Source organism: Niabella insulisoli (assembly GCF_039652435.2).
Lineage (GTDB): Bacteria > Bacteroidota > Bacteroidia > Chitinophagales > Chitinophagaceae > Niabella > Niabella insulamsoli.
In genome coordinates this window covers 3,688,758-3,702,120 of record NZ_CP190246.1, presented here as the reverse complement: position 1 = coordinate 3,702,120, position 13,363 = coordinate 3,688,758, and the positions used below count along the sequence as shown (strand labels likewise).

General features: G+C 45.0%; 12 protein-coding genes. 5 read left to right on the top strand and 7 right to left on the bottom strand.

What is annotated here, in order from left to right:
- Nucleotides 1-6: 6 nt before the first annotated feature.
- Nucleotides 7-2,226 (top strand): NADP-dependent isocitrate dehydrogenase, encoded by a 2,220-nt coding sequence (locus ABDK00_RS15520; protein ID WP_346236433.1) that lies wholly within the window; start codon nt 7-9, stop codon nt 2,224-2,226.
- Nucleotides 2,227-2,325: 99 nt separating this feature from the next.
- On the opposite strand, the gene ABDK00_RS15515 is transcribed toward ABDK00_RS15520, so the two are convergent.
- From ABDK00_RS15515 to ABDK00_RS15490, 6 genes are all read right to left on the bottom strand, one after another.
- On the bottom strand, nt 2,326-3,540 hold the full coding sequence (locus ABDK00_RS15515; protein ID WP_346236434.1) for an alanine dehydrogenase: 1,215 nt from the start codon (nt 3,538-3,540) through the stop codon (nt 2,326-2,328).
- Between the two features lie 142 nt (nt 3,541-3,682).
- A complete protein-coding gene (gene tsaE / locus ABDK00_RS15510) occupies nt 3,683-4,114 on the bottom strand; it encodes a tRNA (adenosine(37)-N6)-threonylcarbamoyltransferase complex ATPase subunit type 1 TsaE (protein WP_346236435.1) in 432 nt (143 codons plus the stop codon).
- Between the two features lie 86 nt (nt 4,115-4,200).
- Nucleotides 4,201-4,818, bottom strand: coding sequence for a hypothetical protein (locus tag ABDK00_RS15505; RefSeq protein ID WP_346236436.1), 618 nt, complete (start codon nt 4,816-4,818; stop codon nt 4,201-4,203).
- A 10-nt stretch (nt 4,819-4,828) separates the two neighbouring features.
- Nucleotides 4,829-5,095, bottom strand: a complete 267-nt coding sequence (locus ABDK00_RS15500; RefSeq protein WP_346236437.1) for a DUF2188 domain-containing protein — start codon at nt 5,093-5,095, stop codon at nt 4,829-4,831.
- A 151-nt stretch (nt 5,096-5,246) separates the two neighbouring features.
- On the bottom strand, nt 5,247-6,521 hold the full coding sequence (locus tag ABDK00_RS15495) for a chloride channel protein (protein WP_346236438.1): 1,275 nt from the start codon (nt 6,519-6,521) through the stop codon (nt 5,247-5,249).
- A 152-nt stretch (nt 6,522-6,673) separates the two neighbouring features.
- Nucleotides 6,674-9,022: an ATP-dependent helicase gene (locus ABDK00_RS15490; RefSeq protein WP_346236440.1), complete on the bottom strand. Its 2,349-nt coding sequence runs from the start codon at nt 9,020-9,022 to the stop codon at nt 6,674-6,676.
- 192 nt (nt 9,023-9,214) lie between these two features.
- Between ABDK00_RS15490 and ABDK00_RS15485 the strand changes: the two genes are divergently transcribed.
- The 4 genes from ABDK00_RS15485 (at nt 9,215) to ABDK00_RS15470 (ending at nt 12,098) form a co-directional block, all read left to right on the top strand.
- Complete coding sequence (locus ABDK00_RS15485) at nt 9,215-9,979, top strand: hypothetical protein (RefSeq protein WP_346236442.1); 765 nt, start codon at nt 9,215-9,217, stop codon at nt 9,977-9,979.
- A gap of 32 nt (nt 9,980-10,011) precedes the next feature.
- Nucleotides 10,012-10,389 carry a Spy/CpxP family protein refolding chaperone gene (locus tag ABDK00_RS15480; protein ID WP_346236443.1) on the top strand — a complete coding sequence of 126 codons (378 nt, stop codon included), beginning with the start codon at nt 10,012-10,014 and terminating at the stop codon, nt 10,387-10,389.
- Nucleotides 10,390-10,500: 111 nt separating this feature from the next.
- Nucleotides 10,501-11,586: a pseudouridine synthase gene (locus tag ABDK00_RS15475; protein WP_346236444.1), complete on the top strand. Its 1,086-nt coding sequence runs from the start codon at nt 10,501-10,503 to the stop codon at nt 11,584-11,586.
- A gap of 59 nt (nt 11,587-11,645) precedes the next feature.
- On the top strand, nt 11,646-12,098 hold the full coding sequence (locus ABDK00_RS15470; RefSeq protein WP_346236445.1) for a GatB/YqeY domain-containing protein: 453 nt from the start codon (nt 11,646-11,648) through the stop codon (nt 12,096-12,098).
- Between the two features lie 45 nt (nt 12,099-12,143).
- Here ABDK00_RS15470 and ABDK00_RS15465 read toward each other — a convergent pair whose 3' ends face one another.
- Nucleotides 12,144-13,244: a lipase family protein gene (locus ABDK00_RS15465; protein WP_346236446.1), complete on the bottom strand. Its 1,101-nt coding sequence runs from the start codon at nt 13,242-13,244 to the stop codon at nt 12,144-12,146.
- Nucleotides 13,245-13,363: the final 119 nt, after the last annotated feature.

Below are 13,363 nucleotides of genomic sequence, written 5' to 3'. Positions count from 1 at the left end.
TATTACATGACCAATAATTCGAAAATCATTTATACCAAAACAGACGAAGCTCCGTTGTTGGCAACCTATTCATTCCTGCCTATTGTTCAGGCTTTTACCAAATCAGCAGGTATCGATGTAGAAAAAAGAGACATTTCATTAGCCGGGCGTATCCTGGCCAACTTTTCTGACTATCTCAACCCAGACCAAAAGGTGAGCGATGCGCTGGCGGAGTTAGGAAAGTTAGCCACGACTCCTGAAGCCAATATTATCAAATTACCCAACATTTCGGCGTCAATTCCGCAGCTTAAGGCCGCGATCGCTGAACTAAAAAAGCAGGGTTACGCGCTTCCGGATTATCCTGAAGAACCTAAAACGGAAGAGGAAAAAGCTATCAAAGCCGCCTACGGGAAAGTGTTGGGTTCGGCGGTAAACCCGGTTTTGCGCGAAGGCAACTCAGATCGACGCGCGCCAAAGGCTGTAAAAAATTATGCAAAAGCCAATCCACATTCAATGGCTAAATGGTCGGCAGATTCTAAAACAAAAGTGGCGAGCATGGCCTCGGGCGATTTTTATGGTTCGGAACAATCCACCACCGTGCCTGAGGCGACGCAGTTTAAAATAGATTTTGTAGCGGAAGACGGCAGTGTAACGGCGCTGAAAGCGTTGGCTCCCTTAAAAGCAGGGGAAGTTATCGACAGTTCTGTGTTGAGTGTTTCTAAATTAAAATCTTTTGTTGCGGATGCCATCAAAGAGGCTAAAGCTTCGGGCGTTTTATTGTCTGCGCATTTAAAAGCCACTATGATGAAGGTTTCAGACCCCATCATTTTTGGTGCGATCGTGGAAGTTTATTTTGCGGATGTATTTGAAAAATATGCCGACCTGTTTGGTCAGTTGGGCGTTGATACCCGCAACGGTTTAGGTGATGTATATGCGAAAATTGCCGGGAATGCCCGGGAGGAAGAAGTTAAAAATGCGATTACTGATGCTATAGCAAATGGCCCGGCGCTGGCGATGGTTAACTCTGATAAAGGAATTACCAACCTGCATGTGCCAAGCGATGTAATTGTGGATGCTTCTATGCCGGCGATGATCAGAAATGGCGGACAAATGTGGAATGCAGACGGAAAGCCGCAAGACACGCTGGCCCTTATACCCGATAGAAATTATGCAGGTGTTTACACCGCCACTATCGATGATTGTAAAAAACATGGCGCTTTTGATCCGACCACAATGGGCTCTGTTCCAAACGTGGGTTTGATGGCTCAAAAAGCGGAAGAATATGGTTCGCACGACAAAACATTTCAGGCCACGGCCAAAGGTGTTATGAGAGTGAGCGACGCTGACGGAAGCGTTTTCTTTGATCAGCCGGTAGAAGCCGGTGATATTTTCCGGATGTGCCAAACCAAGGATGCTCCCATTAAAGATTGGGTGAAACTGGCTGTAAATCGTGCACGTTTGTCTGACACGCCTGCCGTTTTCTGGCTGGATGAAAACCGCGCACACGATCGGGAAATTATTAAAAAGGTAAACAAATATCTTCCTGAATTTGATACAAAAGGGTTGGATATTCGCATTTTGGCGCCTATTGAAGCTACCCGTTTTTCGCTTGAAAGAATTCGCAAAGGCGAAGACACGATTTCCGTGACAGGGAATGTGCTTCGCGATTATCTTACCGATCTTTTCCCCATTCTGGAGCTGGGTACATCCGCAAAAATGCTATCTATCGTGCCCTTGATGAATGGCGGCGGCCTGTTCGAGACTGGCGCGGGAGGTTCGGCGCCCAAGCACGTAGAACAATTTCAGCAGGAAGGGTATCTGCGCTGGGATTCGCTGGGAGAGTTCTTGGCCCTGCAGGCTTCACTGGAACATCTGGCGCAAACACAAAACAATGCGCAGGCGCAGGTGTTGGCCGATGCGCTGGATGAAGCAAACGCCAAGTTTCTGGCTAATGACAAATCGCCTGCCCGTAAAGTAGGCCAGATCGATAACAGAGGCTCTCATTTTTATCTTGCTTTATATTGGGCAGAAGCGCTGGCCAATCAAACAGCAGATGAAAAACTGAAAGCTAAATTCGAACCGTTTTATAAAAGCCTGAGTGAGAACGAGGCTAAAATAGCACAGGAGTTGATTGACGCGCAGGGTAAACCGCAGGATGTTGGCGGCTATTATAATCCTGACGATGCGAAAGGAGACAAGGCAATGCGCCCCAGCGCCACGCTTAACAGTGCGCTGGCTGAACTTTAACAACAATAATATCGATAAAATAAAGCCTGTTGCTGTCAGTGACAGGCTTTATTTTTGAATGCGTTGAAAAGATCCAGGGCCGCTGGGTTTAGGTATCGGCTAGCGCTGGCTGGCGATCAATAAATTCAAATCGGTATAACGAAGATCAAAGCGCTGGCTTAAATAAAAATCTGTTAAATGGCCTTTAAACAAATAAATGCCATTTCGCAAATGAATGCGGTGCCAGGCGAGGTCTTCAATCCCGCCTTCGTCGCCGGCGTCTATCAGCAGCGGCATGAGCACATTGCTGATGGCCTGGGAAGCCGTACGTGCAAACCCGGATGGAATATTGGGCACACAATAATGGATAACGCCATATTTCATGTATATCGGCGATTCGTGAGAAGTAACTTCTGAAGTTTCAAAACAGCCGCCGCGGTCGATGCTGGCATCAATAATGATGGAGCCGGGCCGCATGCCGCTCACCATTTCTTCTGTAGCCACCATTGGCGTGCGCCCGTTTAGGTTCGACAAAGCGCCCACAGCCACCTCGCAGGTTCTAAGCTGTTTGGCTAGTAATTTTGGTTCGATTACGGAGGTCCAAAGCCGTTGGCCAATGGTGTTTTGCAATCTCTTAAGGCGGCTCACATTGTTATCAAAAACCTTCACCGAGGCGCCTAATGCCAAAGCGGCGCGGGCCGCATATTCGCCAACGATTCCCGCCCCAATGATGATCACTTTCGCCGGCGCGATACCTGAGATGCCGCCGAGCAACACACCTTTGCCATGATTAGCCGAGCCTAAATATTGCGCAGCAATCAGCATGACAGCGCTGCCCGCTATTTCACTCATACTTCGCACGATCGGATAAGAATCGCTGTCGTCTTTGAGATTTTCGAAAGAAAGCGCCGTGATCTTTTTTTTCATCATCGTGCACAATACTTCTGATCGCAGCACCGACAAATGGAGGGGTGAAATAATGGCCTGGTTCATTTGCAGCAGCGGTAGATCTTCTTCTATCACCGGCGCACTTTTGATGAGCACGGGCGCTTTGAAAACCTCCTCCCGGCTATAAACTATTTTTGCACCTGCGTCGCTATATTCCTTATCTCTAAAGTGTGAGGCATCGCCGGCGTTGTGCTCGATCATAACGTGGTGGCCATTATTAATCAGCACGCTTACGGCGTCGGGCGTTAGCGCCACCCGGTTCTCCTGGAAAGCAATTTCCCGGGGTATGCCAATGGTCATGCCACCGCCCTTCACTTTCACATCGAGGGTTTCTTCCAGCGTTTCATAGCGGAAGGAAGTACTAATAACAGGCTGCTTCTTACTCATACAAAGGCACTAATCTATCTTGGTTTATGCATATTTAATACGACTAAAAAATATTTTGTTCATCGAAATGCTAACGGTTTATAGTTATCAGAATCGGCAACTCTAATAAACCATTTGAGCATTCACTGTTTTTCAAATTTAACTATTTCTGGCCTAATTCAAGACGGCGGGTTGTATCATCCTCCAGATGAATATAAACATGAACGGTTTCGGGTGGGAACAGTGTTGTTGCCCTTTCCGGCCATTCCACGAAACAATAATCGCCGCTATAAAGGCAGTCTTCAACACCTGCCCGCTTTGCCTCTTCTTCATTTTGGAGCCGATACAGATCGATGTGATAGAGGCTGTGGTCAACGCCTTTTTCCGGAAAATTATATTCATTGATAATGGAAAACGTCGGGCTGCTCACGGCGTCGCTCACTTCCATGAGTTCGCAAAAAGCGTTCACGAGCGTTGTTTTGCCGGCGCCCATATCTCCATGAAGGGCAACGACTTTGCGATCTTTTAGCTGCTCCCGAAGCCAGGCCGCTGCCTGTTTGATTTCGGCCAGTCGATATGTTTTTACTGCGTGCATATATTGATGAATAGGCTGCAAATATCTTTTTTTCTTACCTATTATGAGGGTAGAATTATTTTTATTCCAAAAGCAGCATTGTAAAATCAGGAAGTGAAATCTATAATCCAACGCTTGGAAAACCGGATAAAGTCTGAAGTAGGCATATTCTCTATTTCCCAGATAGTGAAGCCTTTTGCCAATAAGGTGTTGGTTATATCGTCGTAAAATTGATTGTAGGCGATCCATACTCGGTGGCCGCTCGGGAAGTCTTTTTCAGGAACGGCAGTTGAAAACCAATTTCGAACCTTACGGATAAGCGTTGAGGGGTCATTTTCATGGTTTTCTATGTCTTGACCGGCTATATCAGATAGGACCTTTTGATAGTGATAGCGTTCGGCCTCAAGAATTAGTATTTTTTTAAAGGAATACTTTTTTAAGCCAAACTCGGCGCACCCAATATCCAGCCCTAACTCATAAGGCATATTAAATCGAGGTAAATCATTTTTTTTCAGAGGCTTTGAACGGGATAAATCATGGATGCTAAACTTTGAGTTGCGGATATGTTGTTTGATTTGATTTATACGAATGTTCGCCGAAGATTCGGTCTGCGCAATCTTTGGCTCAAAATCAAAATAAACCAAACAAAATAGTAACGGTCTCAATAACTCCATAAAATCGTCATCAAACGGGCAATTGATAAACACGTTATTTTCAAATGGCATGATTTGGTCTTTAATAAGAAATTCTACTCAACACTTTACCATCGACCCCATGGACAACTACTTCTCCGGTAGCGGCATTACTAGCATATTTTTTGGCAAAACTAACAGCAGCGTGCTTTGTGGAGAATTTTTTAAAAGAATTAAGACTGCCGTCTTCTACAACCGCCCAGGCATCAGTTTTCACAGGAATGACATGGTATTTTCCAATGGAGCCCTTTGCTTGCTGTGCAACCGTCTTGCCAAGTTTTTCTGTATAAATTGATACTGTTTTTGCCATTCTCAAAAGTAACATTTTTTCGTAAAAAACACAAGGCATGGACGGTGGTAACTCCCTTGTTATTTTGGTATGTCTGGCCAGGTATTGCAACACAAATGAAGTGTGCGACGCAAGAAAGTCGAGTATTGTTTATGGCTGATTTAATAAAAAATCAACCGGCTTTCGACATCTTATAAAAGTCGTAGGTATAGGCGTTGTAAGGCAGCAGTTTCTGTGAGAAAAATTTGGAGGTGAAGCATCCGACTGTTACGGGAATCAATAACTGATAGCCGTTTGGCACTAAATTACATACCAGCACCAAAGCGGTAAGAGGAGCGAAAATAGCTGAAGATAAAGTTGCTGCCGCTCCCACCAGCGCAAAGTTGAGCGGAACAAGATGGGTGCCGAAATACTGGTTGCAAACAGCCGAAAACAATAGTCCCAGAAACGCGCCGGCCACAATGCCCGGTGCAAACACGCCTCCATCTCCGCCGGCACCCAATGTTAAAGAGGCCGCAAGCGGTTTTAAAAGCGCCAGCATTAAAAGTAGCATCAGCGAAATACTTTCCTCTGAAACAGCCGCGTCTAAAATCGTTTCAAGGCCATGATAGCTATCGCCGTATAAAGCTGGGTAAAACATAATCATGGTACCAACCACCAACGCACCCATATTTACCCTGATAAAATTATTTTGAATTTTTGCGAAAAGGCTTTTGATGCGGGTAACCAATAAGGTGAAATAGACTGATAAAGTGCCTCCGAGCAAACCGAGTAGAATGAAAAAAGGCAGCGCCTGCCAATGCCATTCGCCTATAGCGAAAGAAAGCAATGACGAATGATCGAAAAAATAGATAAACACCGCAGCAACAACCGCAGATGCCGTGCAACTGATGGCAAGCGACTTGTTTAGCTTTCGGGCGATAACCTCCATAGCGAAAAGCCATCCGGCCAGCGGACTGGCAAACAACACGGCTACCCCTGCCGTAACGCCTGCACAAACCAATTCTGTTTTGTAAATTTTAGCTGAAAACTCTCTTTTGTAGCCCATATTTCCGATGGTTGCCGTCGCAACAACTGTTGATACTTCAACGCCTGTGGAGCCTCCAAATATGACTGTTAAAAATCCATTAAGGTAATGAGATGGGATCTTAAAAAAAGGTAAGTGTTCCTTCCTGAGGTCTAATGTTTTATATATTTCAGTAATGCCTTTGTTTTTCCTGTTCTGAAAAAGGTATTTTCTTAAAAAATAGATAGCGGTGATACCAATCGTAGGCAGCACAATAAATAACATATTACTAATCCCGGCTGCAGCCGTAAAAATGGAGTGCTCCAGATATTCGGTAAAATGCTTAAGAGAAAATGCGAGCAGGCAACTGATCGCTCCGATGAGCGCCGCAATTAATATTAATTTAAAATAGTTGTGCTGAATAATTTTTTTCCTTTCCACGCTGCCTGTCTTAGATGAGTGAACCGCTTTTGAAGATTTGCAAAAGTAATAACTGTCGGGCGAACCTACAAAGCAATAAGCGGCGCCGAGGTCTCATTCGTTAGAAAGGGTTGAATTTTAAGTTAAAATAAATTAAATATGCATTTTATGTATTATTCAACGACTCTTAATTTAGCGTAATTGAGCAGGATTTTCTTTTCGCCATTGGTTTCGAACCTGATAACCGCCATCGGGTTGTGATTGGCGCCTTCCATTTTGATAATTTCTCCGAAACCAAATTTTTGATGCTCGATTTTTTTACCGATGCTCAGTTCCGACACATTGCTGGGTGTAAAATTGTCCGTCGGCGTATGTTCGGTGACTTTTTTTTCGATCTTAGGTGGGAGATAGCCTGGCGTTGCTGACTTTTTAGTGGGTGGCGGTCCGTATTTTTTTTCTGCGTCGGCTGCCGTTTTTTGTGCGCCGCCCCATCCGTTCATGCGTTCAAAAGCCCCGGCTCCAAAACCGAAGCTGCCCGACATTTTGGTGCCGCCGCCCGCATAGCTTCTGTCCAGCTGGTCTTCGGGTAATTCTTCGATAAAGCGGCTCGGCTCATTTTGAACCAGCTGGCCAAATTTATAGCGGGTGTTGGCGTAGGTGATCCAAAGTTTTTTCTTGGCCCTGGTGACTACCACATAAAAAAGCCGGCGTTCCTCCTCCAATTCTTCCCGGGTGTTGATGCTCATCGCGTTAGGAAACAACATTTCCTCGAGCCCGGCGGCAAAAACACATTGAAATTCCAGTCCTTTGGCGGCGTGGATCGTCATGAGCTTTACGGTATCTGCGTCGGGGTCTTTTTCATCCGCGTCGGTCAATAAAGTGATCTGCTGCAGATAAGCGCCGAGGCTTTTATCCACCACTTCGCCTTCTTCGTTATCGGGGCTTTCGACCCATTCTTTAATCGAGTTTAAAAGCTCCTGAATATTTTCATAGCGCTGCAAACCTTCGGTACTCTTGTCATTGAAAAGCTCTTTAACGAGCTGGGTTTGTTTGCCCACGTGAAAAGCGACCTCATATGCGTTTTGCTTTTCTAGCATGCTTGAGAAACTTTTGATCATCGTTACAAATTGGCTGATCACTTCCAATGTACCCGATCGGAAGCCATGACAAGGCGCTTCGGTCAAAATTTCCCACATGGTTTTATCGTAGGTGTTGGCAAGCAAAATGATTTTATCGAGCGTGGTTTTGCCGATGCCCCTTGCGGGATAATTGATAATCCGCTTCAGCGCTTCTTCATCGCGGGAGTTGATGATCAGGCGCAGATAAGCGACCAGGTCTTTGATTTCTTTACGCTGGTAAAAGCTGATGCCGCCGTAAATCGTATAAGGAATGGCCATTCGGCGCAAGGCTTCTTCGAAAGCCCGGCTTTGCGCGTTGGTGCGATAGAGAATGGCAAAATCCCGGTTAGCATAATGATTCCGCAGCTTTTGCTCCTGGATGGTATCGGCAACGAACTTTCCTTCCTCGTTATCCGACATAGTTTTTACAATTCTGATTTTTTCGCCGGAAGCGTTTTCCGTGAAAAGCACTTTGGGTATCTGGCCTTTGTTTTTGCTGATGACCTCATTGGCTACATTAATAATCGTTTGCGTGCTTCGGTAGTTTTGTTCGAGCTTCACCACTTTCACCTCGTCATAATCTTTCTGAAACTGCAAAATATTTTGGATGGTGGCGCCCCGGAAACTATAAATACTTTGCGCGTCATCGCCGACCACACAAACATTCTCATTCATGGCGCCCAGCAATTTTATGATTTCGTATTGCGCCGGATTTGTATCCTGGTACTCATCAATCAAAATAAATTTGAATTTATGTTGGTATTTGCTGAGCGACTCGGGGTTCGTTTTCAGCAACTCATAAAATTTAAGCAGTAAATCATCGAAATCCATAGCGCCGTTTTTAAAACAGCGTTTGCAATACGCATCATAGACTTTGGCCATCGCAGGCCGGTTGGCGCGGATATCTTCCTGCTGCACATAATAATCGGTCGCATAATCGGCTGGCGTTACCAGCGCGTTTTTTGCGGATGAAATCCGGTTGTAAACGGTTGAGGGCTTGTAAAGCTTATCGTCGAGGTGCATTTCGTTTACCACGGTTTTAACAACGCTTTTGGCGTCGTCGGTATCATAAATGGTAAAATTGTTGGGGTACCCCAGGCGGTGGGCTTCTGCGCGCAGGATTCTGGCAAACACACTGTGGAAAGTTCCTATATACAAATTCCGGGCTTCGTTATTTCCTAAAATGCGTTCCACCCTTTCTTTCATTTCTTTGGCGGCCTTGTTGGTGAAAGTCAGCGCCAGGATATTGAACGAATCGACGCCGCTGGCCATCAAATGGGCGATTCTGGTAGTCAGCACTTTCGTTTTCCCACTTCCCGCGCCGGCAATAATCATGATCGGCCCCTCAATATGCAATACGGCCTCTTTCTGTCTTTCGTTCAATCCTTGTAGATAATCCTGCATGGGCGCAAGGTACGAAGAGGGGCGATGGTTTAAAAGTATTCCAGCTAAATTTTACCATTTCTGCTTTTAATATACTTTAACGATCAGGCTTAAACCTATTAAATAATTCACCGTCGTATTAGGTTAGGGATGTTTTAACAAAACGTAGCCGAAAGTTTGATTTATCAAAATCATCTAATAAAAGCAGGTAATATGCGGACAAATATTTTTTTAATGATGTTGGGCCTTCTGTTGGCCGCCGGCTATTTGAGGGCGCAGGAAATTCCATCCCGGGTGAATGAAGGCGTTTCCATGCCGTCAAAAAAAGGGCAGAAAAAATCGGCGCTGGAAGGATTAAATCTCAGCAGGGAACAACTGAAGGACTTGCAAACGCTTAATAAGGAGCAAAAGGCGTTGATAAAAAAGGTCACTGCCGACAGTGCCATTGATCAGAAGGAAAAAAGAAAACGCTTGCAGGGCTTAAGGCAACAACAAGCTCAAAAGTTGCAGTCGATCCTAACAGGCCCGCAGTATGCCAGGTATCAGCAAAATATGAAAGAAATGAAGGCGCAGGGCGACGAGCAGCCGGCGCCAAACCAGGTCACCAACAACGTAGAAAAGGATAAGTCGAAAGATTTGAATGGCTTGAGCAGGAATACCAAAAAAAAGACATCTAAAAATCAAAAGGGGAATTGGAACGATTTGAATTTAACGGCTGCACAGCGGAAAGAGTTGAAGCTGCTGACAGATGATTACGCCGCCAGGCTGAGGATTGTAAGAAGCGATATGTCGAAAAACGCCAGTGAAAAGAAGAGCCAGATTCAGCAAATTCAACGGGAATATAACATGCAGCTGGGTGGTATTTTAACGGCCGAGCAAAAGGTAAAATGGGACGAACGCCAGCTTCGGGCGCGTAATTTAATGTCGCCACGCGAATTGCAAAACAACAAACAGGGCCTGAACGGCGCTATAAAATAGGTTTCACAATTAAAAACAATAAAAAAAGGAACATGAAAAAGACAATTTTTCTCGCTGCCATGATCAGCGCTTTCAGCTTTTCTTCCACCTTCGCTCAAGACGCTCCCGCTAAGGAGAAAAAAGAGCAACATCAAAAACGCGAAGGACAACGCGGTAGCATGTACGATGATCTGAATTTGTCAAAAGATCAGAAAGACAAAATCAAGGTTATTGATGACGATCAAAAATCAAAATTTCAAACGCTGAGAGATGATAAATCTTTAAGTGATGAAGCGCGTCGTTCGAAAATGATGGAACTTAGAAAAGACCGGATGGAAAAAGTGAATGCCATTCTTACTCCCGATCAAAAAACAAAGCTGGAAGCAAAAATGAAAGAGAGAGGCAACAGGGGCCAACGAGATAAAAAATAAAGATAGCCACCCTCTATAACCAAGCCACTTTTCGTTAAGTGGCTTTTTGTTTTTCCAATGGTTATCTTTGCAGCTTTATTACTGTTGGAAAACAGCAAAAAATTTATTCAAATGAAAAAAGTCGATCCCCGCTTCGCAAAGTTTGTAAAAACAAAAAGCAACGCTGCCATTAAAGAAGGGTTTAAGCAGGAAAAAAGGAAGTACAAACAAGAGCGTGCTGCCTTTTTTGAGCAAAAGAAAAAGGAAGCGGTGCAAAAAAAGGAAGAAGCGCCTCTCATAGAACGGAAAAAAGTCGTGGTGGAGCAAATGCCGCTTAACAAATATCTCGCGCACGGAGGCATCAGCAGCAGGCGCGAAGCGGCCGAGATGATTCGCGATGGCAAAGTGAAAGTGAATGGCAAAGTGGTCACCGAGCCTGGTTACAAAATGGCTGCCGGAGATGAGGTTACTGCCAACGGAAAACGGGTAGCTATCACAAAAAATTTGGTTTATATTCTTTTAAATAAACCTAAAGACTATATTACTACCACCGACGACCCTCAAAAGCGGAAAACCGTTTTAGATATTATTAAAAATGCAACTAAAGAGCGCGTCTATCCCGTGGGGCGGCTCGACCGCAATACTTCCGGGGTATTATTGATTACCAATGATGGTGAGCTGGCGCAAAAGCTTACGCATCCAAGCAATGAGGTAAAAAAGATTTACGCAGTTACGCTCGATAAGCCATTAGAGAAGGCACATTTTGATAAAATTTTAAAAGGCGTGACGCTGGAAGACGGTCCGGCGCATGTTGATGTGTTGGCCTATAGCGACACAAGCGATAAGAGGCAGGTCGGCGTGGAAATTCACAGCGGCCGCAACCGCATCGTCAGGCGCATTTTTGAAAGCCAGGGCTATGATGTGAAAAACCTCGATCGTGTGATGTTTGCAGGATTGACGAAGAAAAATGTGGAACGCGGCAAGTATCGTTTTTTGGCAGAGAAGGAGGTTCGCAACCTGAAATATCTGGGAAAGGATCGCAAAGCGCCGAAGCCGGAGGCCAGGCCAGCCGCCGCTTCGCCGGCGAAAAGTAAGACCGCAAAGCCGAAAATCGTAAAACCGGTTTCAAAAAGTATAAAAGAAAGCAAAGCAGGCGATCAAAAGAAAATGGTAAAAAAAGACCAGAAATTGGCCAAGCCTGCGCGGGGATCGAAGTAGGTGACAGCACGGTAATCGAAGATTCATTGTTTATTATTATTAATTATCAATAAAAAAATATGTCATTAGAACAAACTATCAACGCCGATATCAAAGCGGCCATGCTTGCAAAAGATGCCAATGCGCTTACCAGTCTGCGCGCAGTGAAAGCGGCGATATTGCTCGCTAAAACGGCCGAGGGTGCGAACGATCAGATTTCTGCTGATGAGGAAATCAAGATTGTGCAGAAATTGGTGAAGCAACGTAAAGATTCGTTAGAAATTTTCGAGCAGCAAAATCGTCCCGATCTGGCGGAAAAGGAAAAACAGGAAATTGCGGTGATTGAAAAATATTTACCGGCGCAGTTATCGCCGGAAGAACTGAAAGCCGAGTTGCAAAAAATCATAGCAGAAACAGGCGCTGCCTCACCGGCAGACATGGGGAAAGTAATGGGCGTTGCCAGCAAAGCTTTATCAGGCAAAGCCGATGGTAAAACAATTTCAACAATGGTGAAAGAGCTTTTGGCTTCCTGATAAAAAATAAATTGCCGGCTGCCGTTTTTTAAAGCGGCAGCTTTTTTATTGGGGGTAGTGCTTTTGGATCAAATAATAATAAGGCGCAAAATGGTGATGCACAAACTGGTCTTTGCCATCCTCTTTAAACCGCTGTTGGTAGGCCTCGTCCGGCATTAAAACAATGGGCGAGCCGGCTCTCATATAATTATTCGACGCTACGTATTCGGGTTGCTTAAATCCCGGCAAAGCGTCTTTGATGGCCAGTTTGTAAATGGTTTTACCGAGGTATTTGGTGTACATCTTTTGAGCTTTTTGGGGCTTACGATTAACTCTTCCAAACAAAATACCTCCAATCAGCCTGACGCCAAATTTTTCTTTTTTAAGCAATTTTTTTGTGTTGATCAGCGGGTTGGGGATGTTCATGTCTTGAATGCGTTGGATCGTGTAGGGAGATTCGGGCACCCAGTCTTTTCGGTTCACAATTGTAAAGCCCCAACCATCGCGCGTGATGTTTTCATAATCGTAGGCATAGTACATATTGCCGGGTTTCGGCGCCGCGCTGCAGTAGGTTTTAAACCTGATATCGCCGGGCAGGTTCCCGTCCTGCTGTAAATAATGGAGGTAGGAGCGCAGCAGGAAGGCGATCGCGCCGCCCTGGCTATGGCCAAAAATATAAAAGTCTGTGACGTCTTTTGCGCGAAGTTCCTTTATCTTTTGAACAATATCGGGCGCCATAGAAGCCATCGAAACCGTCCAGCCTACATGAACAGTGGCCATGCTGTCGGCCGATAATTTATAATTAAATTGGGTAGAGTCGTTCATGTGCAAACTTCCGATTGCAGGGATCATAGCGGCGTAAAAATTGGCCAGCCAGCTCACTTTATCGCCAATAGTGCCACGGATGGAAATCACGGCGGCGTTTTCATTACTTAAATACAAGGACCATTGGTTTTTTAATCCTACTTCCGGCGATCGGTACAGTCTTTTAAAAGGATCGGCTACTGTTTTCCTCAAATTACTATCCGGGATGCTGCTGCCAAAATAGAATAGCGAAAAGAGCGATAGGTATTCTTTGGCGTCGAAGCCGGGCTTCAGCTTCGATTGGGCGTTCGAGTTGTTAGCAAACGCACACACAAAGAAAAGGGTGAAATAGAATGTTCTCAAGGTGAATTTTTTTAGTTGAAAGAAGGTTGCTGGTTTTGGGAAAAACACCTCTGATTTGCGAAAAGCGATAAGGAGGCTTCACTCATTAACATAATATAAAAAAACTCCGATCACAGCGA

Excerpts from the sequence above, each read along its gene's own strand:
- tsaE (WP_346236435.1), bottom strand. The coding sequence starts at position 4,114 with ATGCACGCAGTAAAAACATATCGACTGGCCGAAATCAAACAGGCAGCG.
- ABDK00_RS15505 (WP_346236436.1), bottom strand. The coding sequence starts at position 4,818 with ATGCCATTTGAAAATAACGTGTTTATCAATTGCCCGTTTGATGACGAT.
- ABDK00_RS15475 (WP_346236444.1), top strand. The coding sequence starts at position 10,501 with ATGAAAAAAGTCGATCCCCGCTTCGCAAAGTTTGTAAAAACAAAAAGC.
- ABDK00_RS15515 (WP_346236434.1), bottom strand. The coding sequence starts at position 3,540 with ATGAGTAAGAAGCAGCCTGTTATTAGTACTTCCTTCCGCTATGAAACG.
- ABDK00_RS15485 (WP_346236442.1), top strand. The coding sequence starts at position 9,215 with ATGCGGACAAATATTTTTTTAATGATGTTGGGCCTTCTGTTGGCCGCC.
- ABDK00_RS15480 (WP_346236443.1), top strand. The coding sequence starts at position 10,012 with ATGAAAAAGACAATTTTTCTCGCTGCCATGATCAGCGCTTTCAGCTTT.
- ABDK00_RS15500 (WP_346236437.1), bottom strand. The coding sequence starts at position 5,095 with ATGGCAAAAACAGTATCAATTTATACAGAAAAACTTGGCAAGACGGTT.
- ABDK00_RS15490 (WP_346236440.1), bottom strand. The coding sequence starts at position 9,022 with ATGCAGGATTATCTACAAGGATTGAACGAAAGACAGAAAGAGGCCGTA.
- ABDK00_RS15470 (WP_346236445.1), top strand. The coding sequence starts at position 11,646 with ATGTCATTAGAACAAACTATCAACGCCGATATCAAAGCGGCCATGCTT.
- ABDK00_RS15520 (WP_346236433.1), top strand. The coding sequence starts at position 7 with ATGACCAATAATTCGAAAATCATTTATACCAAAACAGACGAAGCTCCG.